10 protein-coding genes are annotated in these 17,115 nt (G+C 53.9%); 3 read left to right on the top strand and 7 right to left on the bottom strand.

Features of this window, described 5'->3' with window-relative positions:
* Positions 1 to 23 precede the first annotated feature (23 nt).
* From QQJ87_RS08815 to QQJ87_RS08805, 3 genes are all read right to left on the bottom strand, one after another.
* Complete coding sequence (locus QQJ87_RS08815) at positions 24 to 2,210, bottom strand: ATP-binding response regulator (protein WP_284281275.1); 2,187 nt, start codon at positions 2,208 to 2,210, stop codon at positions 24 to 26.
* Positions 2,211 to 2,363: 153 nt separating this feature from the next.
* Positions 2,364 to 3,296 (bottom strand): sterol desaturase family protein, encoded by a 933-nt coding sequence (locus tag QQJ87_RS08810; RefSeq protein ID WP_284281274.1) that lies wholly within the window; start codon positions 3,294 to 3,296, stop codon positions 2,364 to 2,366.
* A 99-nt stretch (positions 3,297 to 3,395) separates the two neighbouring features.
* Complete coding sequence (locus QQJ87_RS08805; protein WP_284281273.1) at positions 3,396 to 4,337, bottom strand: alpha/beta fold hydrolase; 942 nt, start codon at positions 4,335 to 4,337, stop codon at positions 3,396 to 3,398.
* Between the two features lie 86 nt (positions 4,338 to 4,423).
* On the opposite strand from QQJ87_RS08805, the gene QQJ87_RS08800 reads away from it, so the two are divergent.
* Positions 4,424 to 5,440 carry an AraC family transcriptional regulator gene (locus QQJ87_RS08800; protein ID WP_284281271.1) on the top strand — a complete coding sequence of 339 codons (1,017 nt, stop codon included), beginning with the start codon at positions 4,424 to 4,426 and terminating at the stop codon, positions 5,438 to 5,440.
* 156 nt (positions 5,441 to 5,596) lie between these two features.
* Entirely contained in the window at positions 5,597 to 8,179 is a 2,583-nt protein-coding gene (acnB, locus tag QQJ87_RS08795) for a bifunctional aconitate hydratase 2/2-methylisocitrate dehydratase (RefSeq protein WP_284281270.1), read from the top strand.
* Positions 8,180 to 8,258: 79 nt separating this feature from the next.
* Here the strand turns inward: acnB and QQJ87_RS08790 are convergent, their stop codons facing one another.
* Positions 8,259 to 8,681: a hypothetical protein gene (locus QQJ87_RS08790; protein WP_284281269.1), complete on the bottom strand. Its 423-nt coding sequence runs from the start codon at positions 8,679 to 8,681 to the stop codon at positions 8,259 to 8,261.
* A gap of 185 nt (positions 8,682 to 8,866) precedes the next feature.
* On the opposite strand from QQJ87_RS08790, the gene QQJ87_RS08785 reads away from it, so the two are divergent.
* Positions 8,867 to 10,366 (top strand): amidase, encoded by a 1,500-nt coding sequence (locus QQJ87_RS08785; protein ID WP_284281268.1) that lies wholly within the window; start codon positions 8,867 to 8,869, stop codon positions 10,364 to 10,366.
* Here QQJ87_RS08785 and QQJ87_RS08780 read toward each other — a convergent pair.
* The 3 genes from QQJ87_RS08780 to acnD form a co-directional block, all read right to left on the bottom strand.
* Positions 10,363 to 13,083, bottom strand: a complete 2,721-nt coding sequence (locus tag QQJ87_RS08780; protein ID WP_284281267.1) for a phosphoenolpyruvate carboxylase — start codon at positions 13,081 to 13,083, stop codon at positions 10,363 to 10,365. The genes QQJ87_RS08785 and QQJ87_RS08780 overlap by 4 nt on opposite strands.
* A 215-nt stretch (positions 13,084 to 13,298) precedes the next feature.
* On the bottom strand, positions 13,299 to 14,492 hold the full coding sequence (gene prpF, locus QQJ87_RS08775; protein ID WP_284281266.1) for a 2-methylaconitate cis-trans isomerase PrpF: 1,194 nt from the start codon (positions 14,490 to 14,492) through the stop codon (positions 13,299 to 13,301).
* On the bottom strand, positions 14,489 to 17,107 hold the full coding sequence (gene acnD / locus QQJ87_RS08770) for a Fe/S-dependent 2-methylisocitrate dehydratase AcnD (RefSeq protein WP_284281265.1): 2,619 nt from the start codon (positions 17,105 to 17,107) through the stop codon (positions 14,489 to 14,491). The genes prpF and acnD overlap by 4 nt, the downstream gene beginning before the upstream one ends.
* Positions 17,108 to 17,115: the final 8 nt, after the last annotated feature.

Genomic DNA, 17,115 nt, shown 5'->3' with positions numbered 1-17,115 from the left:
ATGTTAAATAACCTTTCAGCGAACTACCATGACGTGAATGTGGCCCCCCCTGACCGGGTATCCGTGCTTTCTTCATCGTACTGCCGGCAATCGGCATGAATCTTGATTGAATTTCGTGCAGGCCATACGCCAATTTGGGCAAGACTTTCTTTCAATTCGGTGGGGTCGAGCGGTTTGATGAGGTAATCCTGCATGCCCACCCGCATGCACTCCGTGGCGTCCGTCTCATTGTCTGAACCACTCAGGCCCACGATGGGTACGTGGGCTGTCTTTGGGTTTCTGCGAATGCGTACTGTGGTGTCAATGCCGTTTTCACCGGGCATATTCAGGTCCATCAGCACCACATGCACCACGTGGTTGCAAAGCAGCTCAATGGCAGCGTTTCCACTGTCCGCTTCAGCCACTTCACAGCCCAAAGATTCAAGCACCCACCTTGTGACATCCCGATTCAATGCAGTGTCATCCACTACCAGCACTTTGAGCCCTTTGAACGTTCCGGAAGGCAACTGATCAGGCATTGCCGTGATCTCAGGCTGCGGCGTTGGCATGCTGGTCAGCGGTTTGACCAAAGGCAGGCGTAGTCGAACCAGAAAAGTTGTTCCGAAGCCTTTGGTGGTGTCTACGACGAGAGTGCCACCCATCAGGCCAAGCAGCTCCCTGACGATTGCAAGACCCAGACCGAATCCACCAAACTCTTTGGCGATGCCTTCGTGCTCCTGAACAAAAGGGGCAAAAATGGCGTTCAAGCGATCTTGGGCAATGCCGGGGCCTGTGTCATCCACCTTGATTTCGACATCGGTTTCCAGCTCATTGACGGGCTGGAAGTTTAAAGAAATCTCGACACCGCCAAAGCGCGTGAACTTGACCGCATTGTTGACCAGGTTCAACACAATCTGCCTCAGACGCAGCTCGTCACCGAGAACGTGGCAGGGTGGGGCGCTCTTTTTTGCCATGCGCAAGTAAAGCCCCTTGTCTTTGGCGACGGGGCCCACCCATTCGATCATTCTGCCGATGACGGATTCCAGGTTCATGGGCTCTTGCTTCAGCACTGTTTTTCCAAGAGTCAACTTGTTCATCTCGAGGATGTCAGTCAGAAGGGCATCCAGATGTCGGGTTGCAAGCTCAAGCTTTCCAGCCAGCTTCGGCGTCTCATCCGCTGGCGCTGCTTTAATCAAGCCAGCCAAATTCACGATTGCGCTCAAGGGGCCGCGAATTTCGTGGCTGACTGTGCCCAAAAAACGCGATTTGGACTCGTAGGCAGCCTTGGCGTTCATTTGCTGCGCCATCAAGGTCTCAACTGCGTCTTGCAGACTGGTTGATTTGATGTGCAATTCCTTGTTCAGTTTTTCATTGAGGGCAGTAATTTGCACGCGCTCAAAATCAAGTTCTTCAATGACCTTTCGCAATTCGGTTTGGGTTGAGTGCAAGCCCTGGCGATGAACCTTTTCCCAATAAGCGAGCACATTGGTGTAGCGAAAAACAGCGAACATCACCAGCGATGAAAGGAGGGCACTGAAGACGGCCACCACCAGATGTGGACGATCGAACAGGTTATTCGACACAACAAGCTGCATCAGCAAACTGAAGGCCAAGAGAACGAAGGGACTGGTCATCAGGAACCAAAGTCCGACCCGTTTGGAATAACTTTCATCAATGTCGACGAGAAACCGCTGAAACACGCGGCCCTGAGTGACGCCGACCCAGGCCAATAACTGATAGGTCAGAGGGTCAGAAAATGAGATGCTGTGCTCTTGGGAAAATGGCCAGTACATCAGTGCAAACATGGACAGCGTCATGCACAACATGAACAAACCGTGTTCTATTTGGGCGGGCAAATGTTTACCGGCGTACAGCACAAGGGCCAAGGCTGCTGTTGCGGTCAAGGTGAAAACCAGGGTTTTGTCTGTATTGCCAGCGGCGTGCAGCAACTGCATTTCCAACACATAGGTCAGAAAGACCAACGGCCCGAGCCACAGTCTGATTGTTGTCAGTTTTGGATTTTTCTTGGCCCACAGGCTGATGGCCATCAGACCAAACAACACTATGGGAAAAGGATGACTGAAGGGCAGATGCAGTGAGTTGGGTGTTTTGTTGGAAGCACCCACCCAAAAACCGATCAGGTTAACCGCCAGAATCAGGAAGACAAGTGCGATTACCTGCTCATGAAGTCTTTTTAGACCCCTGACGTACACGTTGACTGGTTTCTCCAAGTAAGGCCCCCTCTGGATTGGACATAACCAATGCATCAAGAGCGCTTACTTGACTGTCTATGGTTTGCATATGACACATGTTGGACAATGCATGCCTTCAGGCATCATACACATTCTTTAGCGCGATAGGTGTTTTTTCAATCAACTTATTTTTCAGGCCACTGGCTTGTCCCGCAGGTTGGATTGTTCTTGCAAGCCGGGTCGAATCCATTCGGGTGGGGCCCAAATGTGCTTTAGACGGAGCCACGAAGTGCCGGGTTTCAATACGTCGCTGAACATGTCTTTCCACTCGTGGGTGTTCAAGGTCCAGATGTTGTCGGTTTTGGGTTGACGCACAATGCCGTACTCAACGGGTTCAACTTCAGGCTCGAAGGTGCCGAACAGTCTGTCCCAAATGATGAGCACGCCACCGTAGTTCTTGTCGATGTACTGCGGGTTGCGGCCATGGTGTACACGGTGATGGCTCGGCGTGTTGAACAGGTATTCAATCCAGGGTGAAAAACGTGTTACGGCCTGGGTATGAACGAAATATTGGTAGCCAAGGTTGATGCCATACGCCAGCAGTACAGCCCACACCGGGAACCCGATCAACAGCATGGGGGCCCAAAACACCTGATGCAGATTGACCGCGTAAAACAGGCTTTGCCGCATGGCTGTGGTTGTGGTCATGTTCTCACCGCTGTGATGCACAACGTGTGCGCACCAAAACCAGCGAATACGGTGGCTGGCACGGTGGAACCAGTAATAACAAAACTCAAGACCCAAAAACAGCCCCAAAAAATTCAAGGGGGTCACTGTGATGGTTTGAAATCTGAATCCATACATCCAGTGCATGAATGCATTCACAAACAGGGCAAACCACACCATTTCCATGGCCTGATAGCTGCCGCCGAGCAACATGTTGGTGATCACCTCGTTTTTGCGAAAGAAAAACGATTTGCCATGGCGCTTGAGGTAAAGGTATTCAACGCCCGTTGCACCGAGAAAAAGAGGCGTTAACAGGGTCAGAAAAGCCTGCTTCCAGTCTGGGTCAGGACCGAAAGCCATGTGTAGCCATGGCAGGGCCTGCTCAATCAAATGTTCCATTCGGTGTGTCTCCATTGTGAGTGTATGGAAACAGTTTGATCAGTTTTCGAATCACAATCTTGTCTTTACAAGACAATTTTTTGTGAATTCGCGCCATTCTTAGCGCAAGACTTTTCGCCAGGCCACATACGCTTGGGCCACTTCTGCCGGCTTCTCCATCATGGGTGCATGCCCAGTCTTTTTCAGACGCATCAACTCGGCCTCTGGCAGAGCCTGCTTCAGTTCGTCAGCGCCTGCCACATCAAGCACCCGATCGTTTTCACCCCATACAATCATGGCCGGCCCCTTGAAGCCTGAGGCCTGCAATTGGCTGGCCAGATCCGATTCACCCGATTTGAACGTTTTGTAGATTCGCTGGTTCAGTTCGAGGTCTTTCGCCGCCCGCGCCGCCATGGCTTTGATGACCACCTTGGGTGCAAAAGCGGGTCGTTTGTACATCACGAGGTCGATGAATCGTTCATACTCCGCCAGGTTTGAGGGGGTTAGCAAAATTTCTCCGGTCTCTGTGTAAAGGCGTAGCGCCTCGGATTTCCAGGAGGCCTTCATCCCTGCGGGGGCCAAAAACAACACGGAACCTGTTTCATCGGGGTAGGTGGCTGCATACAGGCCTGAAATCCAGCCACCCATGGAATTGCCGGCCAGGTGCGGCTTGCTCAATCCAAGGCTTTGAATGATTTGATGCAAACGGCGGGTTTGCGTCGGAATGTCGTACTCCGCCTGCAGGTTGCGGGTACTGCCACCAAAACCGGGTACATCAATGGCGTACACCGTGAAATGTTGGGTGAGTTTGGCGGCAAAGCGATTGAAGTTGTCTTTGGATCCTCCGAAGCCATGCACCAGCACCAAAGGCTCGCCTTGTCCGCCTTTCAGATAGGGTATGGTGAACCCCTCGATCCGCGTCTCATGTCTGCTCAATCCACAGGCAGATCTTTCCAGCGCAATCAGCCAGCCAGCCAGACCTTGAATTTCGCCTTCTGGCAGACAGAACGGATTTTTACGGCGGGTCTGGCTGAAAAGTCGTTGTGCAAAGGTGGCGGTCATGGCGGGTCTCCGGGTTTTAGTATGATTGGTTAATCGCCATAGAATAATCAAATTTCATCAACTCTGACAACGATTATTGTCAAATAATGAATCAACTCGTGCGCCAAGGTCATGTTTCAGCAAGCTATGTCAATCTTCTGTTTGACTGGCTGGAGGCTGTTCATCCAGCGCTAACCGGCCGGATGCCATTTGAGAGGCCATCGCCCGGTGAATTGAACCGAATCACGGTAGACCAATGGGCAGGTATGCTGGGTTGGGTGGATCAGGCACTTGGGCAGCCTGATTTGCCACTTCAGCTTGCTTCCATGGTGAAACCCTCAAACACAGGGCTTTTGGGCTACATCGCCTCTTGCTGTGGCACGCTGGGCGAGGCGTTTGCACGATTGCAGCAGTTCGAGCACTTGATTTACGCGGTTAATCAGTTGAGCGTTGTACTGGACAAGGACACCGTCATTTTGAGATGGGGTGACGAACACGGCAGGCCCGGCCATTTGGTGGACACAACAGCCATTGGCGTTTTGGTGGCGTTCAGCCGAACCTTGACGGACAAGCCTTTGAACCCCTTGCGTGTTCAGTTCATCAATCCCATGGTGGCCTCCATTGAACCCTACACCCGGTTTTTTCACTGTCCCGTTTATTTTGAAGCCAAGTGGACCGAGGTGGTATTTCCTGCTGAGGCCTTGAGCTGGCCGTTGCGCGCGCCTGATGCCGTGATGCGACAGATTCTGGACCAGCAAGCCGAACTGCTGCTGCGGAAAGTCAGCGAGGCCGCCTCGCCATGGCCGCAACTGGACCGGGCGATTCAGGAGACTTTGGCCTCAGGCAGTGCAAACATCGTGGATGTGGCCAGCAGATTGAACCTGTCGACACGCACTTTGCAACGCAGGTTGGGTGAGTTGGGGAGCCATTTCAGGCTGGAGTTGGAGCGTGTGCGTATCGGGATGGCCAAAAACATGCTGAAGCAGGGCGAAATGACCCTGATCGATCTGGCCAGTTTTTTGGCGTACAACGATCAGGCTGCCTTTACTCACGCATTCAAACGAACGGTGGGTGTGACGCCAGCCAGATACCGGAAATCGGTTCAACAATTCGGCTCAGAATAGACCGGATCGCCTACTTTAAAGGGCCTTTGTCCTATATCATATATAAGACTTGTGGGGCACCTTGCTCGCTGCCATTTTACGCGCTTGTAAGCCGGGCGGAATTGCCCCAAAATCGACAGGTTTTCATTTACTTCACCCAATCTAGGGAGCTTACTCATGCTTGAGTCTTATCGCCAACACGTTGCCGAACGCGCAGCGTTGGGCATCCCCCCATTGCCTTTGTCCGCACAGCAAACTGCTGATCTGGTGCAACTCATTAAAAACCCGCCCGCAGGCGAGGAAGAGTTTCTGCTTGATTTGATCACCAATCGCGTTCCTGCCGGCGTAGACGATGCGGCCAAGGTCAAGTCCGCCTTTTTGGCAGCACTGGTCAATGGATCTGACAGCTGCAAGCTGATCGACCGCAAAAAGGCCACTTTCCTGTTGGGCACCATGCTCGGCGGTTTCAACATCAAGCCATTGATTGACGCGCTGAACGACGCCGAAGTGGGTGAAATTGCCGCTGAAGCCCTGTCGAAAACCCTGTTGATGTTCGATTACTTCCACGACGTTAAGGAATTGGCCGACAAGGGCAGTGCAACCGCCAAGAAAGTGATGCAAAGCTGGGCCGACGCCGAGTGGTTTACCAGCCGTCCTGAAGTGCCTGCCAGCATCAAGCTGACCGTTTTCAAGGTCAGTGGTGAAACCAACACCGACGACTTGTCGCCGGCACCTGACGCCTGGAGCCGCCCCGACATTCCATTGCACGCGTTGGCCATGTTGAAAAACCCACGCCCCGGCATTGAAGCCGACGAACCCGGCAAGGTTGGCCCCATCAAGCAAGTGGAAGCCCTGAAAGCCAAAGGCAACCCCATCGCCTACGTAGGCGACGTGGTGGGTACTGGTTCATCACGCAAGTCAGCCACCAACAGCGTGTTGTGGTTCACCGGCGATGACATTCCTTTCATTCCCAACAAACGCTTCGGCGGTTATTGCCTGGGCAACAAGATTGCGCCTATTTTCTTCAACACCATGGAAGATGCCGGTGCACTGCCTATCGAGCTGGATGTCAGCCAGATGGAAATGGGCGACGAAATTGAACTGCGCCCCTTCGAAGGCAAGGCCCTGAAAAATGGTGCAGTCATTGCTGAATTCAGCGTCAAAACCGACGTTCTGTTTGATGAAGTGCGCGCCGGTGGCCGTATCCCCTTGATTATTGGTCGTGGTTTGACTGACCGTGCGCGCGCCGCTTTGGGTCAAGGCCCTAGCCCCGTGTTCCGTCGTCCTTCTTCACAAGCTGCTTCCAGCAAGGGTTACAGCCTTGCGCAGAAAATGGTGGGCAAGGCCTGCGGCGTGGAAGGTGTTCGCCCCGGCACATACTGCGAACCCAAGATGACCACTGTGGGTTCTCAGGACACCACTGGCCCAATGACACGCGACGAGTTGAAAGATCTGGCCTGTCTGGGCTTCTCGGCTGACCTCGTGATGCAGTCCTTCTGCCACACTGCGGCTTACCCCAAGCCCGTGGACGTGAAAATGCACCACGAGTTGCCCGACTTCATCGAGAACCGCGGTGGCGTGGCCTTGCGTCCAGGTGATGGCGTCATTCACAGCTGGTTGAACCGCCTGTTGATGCCCGACACAGTGGGCACTGGTGGTGATTCACACACCCGTTTCCCGATTGGCATTTCCTTCCCGGCTGGTTCTGGTTTGGTGGCTTTTGCTGCTGCCACAGGCGTGATGCCTCTGGACATGCCCGAATCCGTGCTGGTGCGCTTCAAGGGCGAAATGCAGCCCGGTGTTACCCTGCGTGACCTGGTTAACGCCATTCCCCTGTACGCCATCAAGGCCGGTTTGCTGACTGTTGAAAAGAAAGGCAAGAAGAACATTTTCTCTGGTCGCATTCTGGAAATTGAAGGTTTGCCACAACTGAAAGTTGAGCAGGCTTTCGAATTGTCAGACGCCTCTGCAGAGCGTTCCGCTGCAGGTTGCACCGTGCATCTGGACAAAGAGCCCATCATTGAGTACATGCGCTCCAACATCACTTTGATGAAGTGGATGATTGCTCAGGGTTATCAGGATGCACGCACGCTGACCCGCCGCATCAAGGCGATGGAAGACTGGATTGCCAACCCTGAACTGTTGAAGGGCGATGCCGACGCAGAATACGCTGCGGTCATTGAAATCGACCTGAAAGACATCAAGGAACCTATCCTGGCTTGCCCGAACGACCCTGATGACGTGAAGTTCCTGTCTGAAGTGGCTGGCGACAAGATCGACGAAGTGTTCATTGGTTCCTGCATGACCAACATTGGCCACTTCCGCGCGGCCGGTAAGGTGCTTGAGGGCAAGAGCGACATTCCAACGCGTTTGTGGATTGCGCCACCCACGAAGATGGACCAGCACATCCTCACTGAGGAAGGCTACTACGGCATTTTGGGCCGCACAGGTGCGCGCATGGAATTGCCAGGCTGTTCACTGTGTATGGGTAACCAGGCGCAAATCCGCAAGGGTTCCACCGCCGTGTCCACTTCTACACGCAACTTCCCGAACCGTTTGGGCATCGACACCCGCGTGTACCTCAGCTCAGCCGAACTGGCGGCAGTGTGTGCATTGATGGGCAAGATCCCGACCGTGGAAGAGTACATGGAGCAGGTCAAAATGCTGGGCACAGTGTCTGGCGACGTGTACCGCTACATGAACTTTGATCAGATTCCAGAGTTTGTGGAAATTGCCAACAAGGCGCAACTGGCTGCTTAAAGTCGGTTGTTGATCCGAAAAAGGCCACCGAAAGGTGGCCTTTTTTTATCGAATAACTTGCCCGTTGATGATTGTTCAATCACTCGTTGACGGCTTTCTTGTTCAAACCGGTGCTGCTCAACAAGCTTGCGCGACAGGCTTCAATCATGCTGTGTAACAGAGGGCGCACCTCTGCAAGGTCCATCAGCTTTCCGATCCGGGCCACATCCCGACCATCCGTGTGCTGCAGAAATGCACCCTTGTGGTCTTCTTCAAAAAATACAATTTGTGCATTCGGAAATACGATTTTCAACTCATCAAGATGTGAGCTTTCTTCGTCCCGAGGCAGGTTCATGTCGACCACGACAAGGGGCACCTGGGGCATTCTAAAATCGTCGGGATCCGGAATCCAGTCCAGTGTCTCGATCAGGTTCACGCCCATCTCGGCGAGCATGTTGCAATACAACATGCTTTTCAGTGGGTAGTCGCTGAAAACCAGACTGGGTTGAGAGTTGAGGTTCATGTGTACTGCAAAAAAAGATTCATGAGATGGCCATCATCATGTCACGAACCCCCCGGATTGTTTATTCCCAATCCGGGTTAGTTCTTTCTACTATGAATGTTACCTGCGATGTTACCTGTGCGTTTTGTGGCGCGGTTTTCGGGTACGATTAAGAGCTCAAAGAACAATGAAAGGAGACAGTGTTCATGGCTGGTTTTGGAGAGTACGACAAGTACGACGCCCTGGGTTTGGGGGAGTTGGTCACCAAGGGTGAGGTGTCCGCCGAGGAGTTGCTGGAGGAGGGCATTGCCCGTACTGAGAAAGTCAACTCCAGGATCAACGCCGTGATCAGACCCATGTACGAACTCGCAAGAGCGCGTGCCAAAGAATCATTTGAAGGCCCGTTTGCCGGAGTGCCTTTTTTGTTGAAAGACCTGATCGCGAGTTTTGCGGGCGTTGAAATGACCAACGGAAGCCGCTTCTACCGCGGCTTTGTACCCCGTGAAGACTCTGAATACGTGAAACGCTTCAAACAGGCCGGTTTGAACATTTTCGGAAAGACAAACACGCCGGAATTTGGCATTACACCTTCCACTGAACCAGATTACACCGGGGCAAGCCGAAACCCATGGGACCCCTTGAGAAGTCCGGGTGGATCCAGCGGTGGCGCTGCCGCAGCTGTGGCAGCGGGTATTGTGCCAATGGCCAGCGCCAGTGACGGCGGTGGCTCCATCCGTATTCCCGCTGCTTGTTGCGGTCTGTTTGGCATCAAGCCGACCAGGGGCAGGGTGCCTTCCGGGCCAGATCAGGCTGACGGTTGGTTCAACTTTATCGCTGAACATGTGGTGTCTCGCACCGTGCAAGACAGTGCGGTGATGCTGGACTGTCTGCAGGGCGATTACCCAGGGCAGGTGCTTCGCATCGCGCCGCCCGATAAATCGTACGCCAGTGCGATTGCGCGCAAGCCCAAAAAGCTGAAAATTGCCTATTCAACAGATCCGGCTTTGGGGGACTCCTTGCACAGTGATTGCCGCGAGGGTGTGCTGCAAACCGTCAAGCTGCTTGAAGAACTCGGTCACAAATGCGAAGAGGTTCGCCTGCCGCTGAACAAGGAGGACTTTATCTACGCCTACACCGTGTTGGTGTGTGCAGAAATGTCTGCCACCTTGATGGAAGGTGAAAAGATTCTGGGGCGCAAAGGCACATCGTCTGATTTCGAACCCAGAACCTGGGCCTTGATGAAGTTGGGTCGAAGTTTCCACGGTGGTGACGTTGCGGCTGCATTTCGCTACATGAACATGTTCTCTAGGCAATGGATGACCTATTTCCAGCCCTACGATTGTTTGTTGACCAGCACGCTTGGCACGCCTCCCATTGAAGTCGGTGGTCTGCGTCCAACACCTTCCGAACTTGTTCAGTTAAAGGCGCTTAGCCACCTTCCGATTGGATTCATCGCCAAGCAAAAAGACTTTGTGCTAAAGGCTGGTCACCGGGTGTACCAATACTGTTCGCAAACCATGCCCGCCAACGTGACTGGCCAGCCCTCCATGAGTGTGCCTTTGCACTGGAATGCCCAGAATCTGCCGATTGGCATGATGTTCACCGGTCGATTTGGTGAAGAGGATGTGCTGTTGAATCTGGCTTCGCAACTGGAAGAGGCGAAGCCTTGGGCCGACAAGCGTCCAGGCATCTATGCTGGCGTTTAACCAAACCGGTTTGCGCTTGAAATGGCCTGCATGCTTAGCACGATTGGATTGATCAATCGTTCTTGAACGTGCGGGCCCGCCTGTCTGTGCGCTTTCATCAAACTGGCCTGCATGGATTGGGCGGCTTTCAGCAATGGACGTTTGACCGACATTGATTGGCTTACATCGGAAAGATTGTCATTTTCCGATAGACCGCCTTGAATGCTACGAATCATCTGGTCAGTCAGTGCATGTTCTTTGCGAATTGCGTCAAATACAGCTTGCGAGTTGGCGGGTGCCAACTTGGCATATTGCTCAGCCATGGTCATGTCTGTCTTGTCCAAAGCTGCTGCCGTTCGATCGATGAACGATTTGAAAAACGGCCACTCTTTGTAAACCTTAATCAACTCAGTGACATTGCCGTGATCGTGCAGGGCAGTGCCCGTGCCGTAGAAAGCCGGTGTTGCCATTCCTGCCTGATACCATGATCCAACCCACGGAATCGCCCGCAGTTTTTCCAGCTTGAGCCCCTCGCCTGATGCTGAAGGTCTTGATGCGGGTCTGCTGCCTGCATTGGAATGACCAACAAATCCGATCGGCGTGCTGTGCTCAAAGAAGGTCGGCAGTTGAGGGTGTTTGTACAGCGCGTTGTAGTGTGCCCTGGCCTGATTGGCCAGTTTGTCCATCAAGTGTCCATGTTTGGAGAGCATCGGATCCGGTTTCTCATGCATGGTTGCCAGCGTCGATGCAAGCATGTCGCCCAGGTTTCCCGTACTGATTTCCGGTGTGCCGAATTTTGCGGGCACCTCTTCACCTTGCTCCGTTTGGCGGAACCCTTGCATCAGGGCTGCCGGGTTGCCTGAGCGTATTTCCTGGCTGTAGCTGTCGCCAGACCCCCTTGCTTCCGTTCCTCCTCGGCCGTGAAAAATCATCAGATCCAAACCGTGTGCCTTTGCAATGTCCAGCATCTTCGCCGTACCTTCATAAACCGCCCAACTGGAGGCCAGTGGCCCATCCAGTTTGTTGCTGTCCGAGTAACCAACCATGACTTGTTGGGGGTTTGCGCTGTTGGTCAGTATTCGGTTGTACCAGGGGTGTTCAAGCATGCCTGTCAATATTTTGGGTGCATTGTGCAGGTCATTCACGGTTTCTATCAGGGGAATGACATTCATTTTTAGTGTGTTGCTATCGGCAAGTCCTGCAAATTTCAGCAGAACCATCACTTCCAGCATGTCACTCAGCGTTTCTGTATTGGCTGTAATGCAGTTGGGTAGGGCCTTTTGGCCATAGGTGTCTTGAATGGTTTTGTAATTGCTGATCAGGTCAATTTCGCGTTCAAGATCCGAGTTCGCACTGGATTTTTCGAATATCAGGTCTGACTTCTCAATGGGTGTGTCATTTATCAGCACTGAAGTGAGAATGGCTTGCCGATCTTCTTCACTCAAGTTTTCATAATCCGTGTGCACATTTGCCTTTCGTAGCAGTTCCCCCACAGTTTTTTCATTCATTGCACTGTTTTGACGGATGTCCGTGGAAGCACCATGAAAACCAATGGCCTGTGCATCCAGTCGTAGTAGATCAAGTTCCGATTGGATGTCCGTCGGTAATTCAGGAGATTTGCTGTGGGCAGTTGATGCGTCTCTCGCCATGTGCTCAAGGTCATCCACGAACTCGCTGGCACTCTGATACAGGTCGCCTTGAATGGGCAGGGCTGACTCGCCAAGCAGATGTGCCCGCGTTCTCGCCAATTTTTCCAAACAGTCTTGCAAGTCACTTTCCCTGCCCTTCGTGCGTAGAAATGCGGCCAGTTTGCCATTTGCTGGATGGCTGTTCAGGCGGTTCTGATAATAATCAAATGCTGCAGTGCTCATGGTTTTAACAACTTCAGTCAACACTTTGGCATTAATGAATGGATTACCATCCCGATCGCCTCCCACCCAGTTTCCTGCTTCAATCAAGGCATTTTCCAGTTTGGGCTTCCCTGGTAAAAGGCTGACTTGTGCTTGTAGTTTTTGATGGATTTGATGGGATGACTGGTGTAAGTTTCGAACATAATTGGCAAACAATCGGGCTTCATCCTGAACACTGGGTTTCTGTTCTCGAACGCCTTGGTTTGCCCACACTTCATCGCACAGTTGAGCATGCGATGCTGGTGTATCTACCATTGAAAGGTTATCCAACAAGGCTTTGCTTGCCTCAGGTCGGTTGAAATGTGTGGGGTGCGCTGTAAATACCGGAGACACCTTGGCTTTGGCCAATTGCTGGGTGAATCGTTGTGGGCTTCTTCCCGAGTTTTCGAACAGCGTTGTCAAACCGTCCTTCAGGCTTTCGTCCTGATTGAACTGTTTCACGCGCCCGTGTCTTTCTGCGCCGCTCAGTATCGTCAGTTGGCTATTCAGGTATTTCAGGGTTGTGGAAATCAGTTCCGGGTGGTGCAAGTTGGATTGCACAAAATTCTCGATCATTGAAGGGGTGTCGTCTGATTCAGTGCTGTCATGAATCAGCGGTTCAATCAGCTTTTCAATCTGGGCTGCGTGCTCTGCCGAAAGACTTTGACGCAACTTGTTTTGCAGAACTCGATGGTTGGCCTGTTTGAGGTGCTGCAATTTTCTGGCAATGGGCCCCAATGGACGGATGTTAGGTCCATGCTCTGAATGTGAGCCTGCTAAGGCACGAGTGCATATTCCACTGTGGTTGAGTGATGGAATTTTGCTGGACAGGGCTGTGGCACGGAACATCGCTTTGACTCCATTGGTGAAGGGGTCTAAAGCGTAAGATGTAAGCGGAATGGTTAGCTGTGAAGGGGGATAGGGCGGACGATTGTCGTGCTACCTCGGTGGCTTTCGCTTAGGATCTTCGGGGTAGATCGCAGTCTTATATCAATTGAAACCTGAAGACCGAATCACTGAACAGCGTTTAGTGTCAGCAATACAGTTTCAGGTTCCATTGGGGTTTATTCTGCAGGCACTCGAACCCAACCTTCCATCAACACCCGTGCACTGCGGCTCATGATTGCTTTTTTCACCACCCATTGCCCGTTTTCCTGCACGGCTTGCGCACCCACGCGCAAAGTGCCACTGGGGTGGCCAAAGCGCACGGCCTCACGTTCAGTGCCGCCAGCAGCAAGGTTGACCAGTGTGCCGGGTACTGCGGCCGCCGTACCGATGGCCACTGCAGCGGTGCCCATCATGGCGTGGTGCAGTTTGCCCATGCTCATGGCGCGCACCAGCAGGTCGATGCCACTGGCCTCAACCACTTTGCCGCTGGAACTGGTGTAGGTTTTGGGCGGAGCCACGAAGGCCACTTTGGGTGTGTGCTGGCGGGTGGCGGCTTCATCCACATGCTTGATCAAGCCCATTTTGACTGCACCGTAGGCGCGAATGGTCTCAAACTTTTTCAAGGCCTCCGCGTCGCTGTTGATGTGGTCTTGAAGTTCAGTGCCCGTGTACCCGATGGCTTCGGCATTCACAAAAATGGTGGGAATGCCGGCATTGATCAACGTGGCTTTGAGTGTACCCACACCGGGCACTTCCAGGTCATCAATCAAGTTGCCAGTTGGAAACATGGAACCACCCGCGCCATCTTCCCCTTCATCGGCAGGGTCCAGAAATTCCAGTTGAACTTCCGCTGCTGGGAAGGTCACTCCGTCAAGTTCGAAGTCGCCGGTTTCCTGCACTTGTCCATCGGTGATGGGTACGTGCGCAACAATGGTTTTGCCGATGTTGGCTTGCCAAATTCGCACGGTGCAGGTGCCGTTCTGGGGCACACGGGCAGCGTCCACCAGCCCGCTGGCCACCGCAAACGAACCCACCGCTGAAGACAGGTTGCCGCAGTTGCCGCTCCAGTCTACAAAGGCCTTGTCGATGCTGACTTGGCCAAACAGGTAGTCCACGTCGTGGTCAGGCTTGCTGCTTTTGCTCAAAATCACGGTTTTGCTGGTGGAAGATGTTGCGCCGCCCATGCCGTCGATCTGTTTGCCGTAGGGGTCGGGGCTGCCGATGACGCGCAACAGCAGCTTGTCACGCGCAGCGCCCGGCTTTTGGCAGGCTTCCGGCAGGTCTTGCAGGCGGAAAAACACACCCTTGCTGGTGCCGCCACGCATGTAGGTGGCGGGTACCTTCAGCTGCTGGCTAGGCTTGTTGCTCATGCTTCAGCCCCTTCCAGAAAGTCTTGCGCAAAACGTTGCAGAACGCCGCCCGCTTCGTAAATGGACACTTCTTCGGCAGTATCCAAACGACAGGTCACGGGGAATTCCACGCGCTCGCCATTCTTGCGGGTCATGATTACAGTTAGGGTACCGCGCGGTGTGCGTTCGCCTACCACCTCAAACACTTCGCTGCCCTCAATGCCGTAGGTGTGACGTGTTTCGCCCGCCTTGAACTCCAGGGGCAGGGTACCCATGCCAATCAGGTTGGTGCGGTGAATGCGCTCAAAGCCTTCGGCAATAATCGCTTCAACACCAGCCAGCCGCACGCCCTTGGCCGCCCAGTCGCGGGAAGAACCCTGCCCGTAATCTGCACCTGCGACAATGATCAACGGTTGTGCACGGTCCATGTAGGTTTCAATGGCTTCCCACATGCGGGTCACTTTGCCCTCCGGCTCAATGCGCGCCAGCGAGCCCTTTTTCACCTTGCCGTCCGCATCGCGAACCATCTCGTTTTGCAGGGTGGGGTTGGCAAATGTGGCGCGCTGTGCAGTCAAGTGGTCACCGCGGTGGGTGGCGTAGCTGTTGAAGTCTTCTTCGGGCAAACCCATTTTGTGCAGGTATTCACCGGCCGCGCTGTTCATCAAAATCGCGTTCGATGGGCTCAGATGGTCTGTGGTGATGTTGTCACCGAGCACTGCCAGCGGACGCATGTTTTTCAGCGTTCTTGGGCGCGCAGCCAATGCACCCTGGCCTTCGGTGTCCCAGTAGGGTGGTCGGCGAATGTAGGTGGACTGTGGGCGCCAGTCGTACAGCGGGCTGGGGGCCTTTTCCACTGCGCCCAGGTCGAACATCGGGATATAGATTTGGCGGAACTGCTCGGGTTTGACGTGTTGGTTCACAATCGCGTCGATTTCCTCGTCGCTGGGCCACAAGTCTTTCAGGCGAATTTCTTTGCCGTTTACCACACCAAACACGTCTTGTTCAATGTCAAAACGCACCGTGCCTGCAATGGCGTAGGCCACTACCAGCGGTGGGCTGGCCAGGAAGGCCTGCTTGGCGTACGGGTGAATGCGGCCATCGAAGTTGCGGTTGCCGCTCAATACAGCAGTGGCGTACAAATCGCGGTCGATGATTTCCTGCTGAATTTTGGGGTCAAGTGCGCCGCTCATGCCGTTGCAGGTGGTGCAAGCAAAGGCCACAATGCCAAAGCCCAGCTTTTCCAGCTCGGTCAGCAAGCCTGCTTCTTTCAGATACAACTCGGCCACTTTCGAGCCGGGTGCAAACGAGCTTTTGACCCACTGCTTGCGCACCAAGCCCAAGTCATTGGCTTTCTTGGCCAGCAAGCCAGCAGCCACCACGTTGCGGGGGTTGCTGGTGTTGGTGCAGCTGGTAATGGCAGCAATAATCACCGCACCATCGGGCATCAGGCCTTGCTGTTCTTCGGCTTTGGCCTGGTCCAGGTTCACAGCGATGCCACGCTTGGCCAACTCGGTGGTGGGCATGTGCGCGTGTGGGTTGGAAGGGCCAGCCATGCTGCGGGTGACCTTGCTCAGGTCGAACTTCAGCACGCGCTCGTATTCGGCCTTGGCCATGCCATCGGCCCACAGGCCTGTGTGCTTGGCATAGTGTTCCACCAGCGCCACTTGCTCGCTTTCTCGGCCAGTCAGCTTCAGGTAGTCAATGGTCTGTTCGTCGATGTAGAACATCGCGGCGGTGGCCCCATATTCAGGCGTCATGTTTGAAATGGTGGCGCGGTCGCCAATGGTCAGGCTGCGTGCGCCTTCGCCATAAAACTCCACATAGGCACCCACCACGCGCTCTTTGCGCAGAAATGCCGTCAGTTCCAGCACGATGTCTGTGGCGGTGATGCCGGGTTGGCGTTTTCCGATCAGCTCTACACCCACAATGTCGGGCAGGCGCATCATGGACGCACGGCCCAGCATCACGGTTTCAGCTTCCAGACCACCCACACCCACAGAAATCACGCCCAGCGCGTCGACGTGTGGCGTGTGGCTGTCGGTGCCAACGCAGGTGTCCGGGAATGCGACGCCATCGCGCACTTGCACCACAGGCGACATTTTCTCCAGATTGATCTGGTGCATGATGCCGTTGCCCGCCGGAATGACATCCACGTTCTCGAACGCAGTGCGGGTCCAGTTGATGAAGTGGAAACGGTCTTCGTTTCGGCGTTCTTCGATTTCGCGGTTTTTGCGGAATGCATCGGGGTCAAAACCGCCGCATTCTACGGCCAGCGAGTGGTCGACAATCAACTGCGTGGGCACCACCGGGTTGATCTTGGATGGGTCGCCACCTTCTTTCGCAATGGCGTCGCGCAAGCCAGCCAGGTCCACCAAGGCGGTCTGGCCCAAAATGTCATGGCACACCACGCGGGCCGGGTACCAGGGAAAGTCCAGGTCGCGCTTGCGGTAAATGAGCTGCTTCAAGCTGTCGGTCAATGCGGAAGGCTCGCAGCGGCGCACCAGTTGTTCAGCCAGAATTTTACTGGTGTAGGGCAGGCCGTCGTAACTGCCGGGTTGAATCGCTTCAACCGCTTCGCGGGTGTCGTAAAAGTCCAGCGATGTGCCGGGCAGTTTTTTTCTGAATTGAGTGTTCATGGTGGTCA

The organism is Limnobacter litoralis (genome assembly GCF_030160455.1).
In the GTDB taxonomy this organism is placed as follows: Bacteria; Pseudomonadota; Gammaproteobacteria; order Burkholderiales; family Burkholderiaceae_B; genus Limnobacter; species Limnobacter litoralis.
The sequence above is the reverse complement of the archived record's forward strand: the minus strand, read 5'-3'. Positions and strand labels throughout refer to the sequence as shown.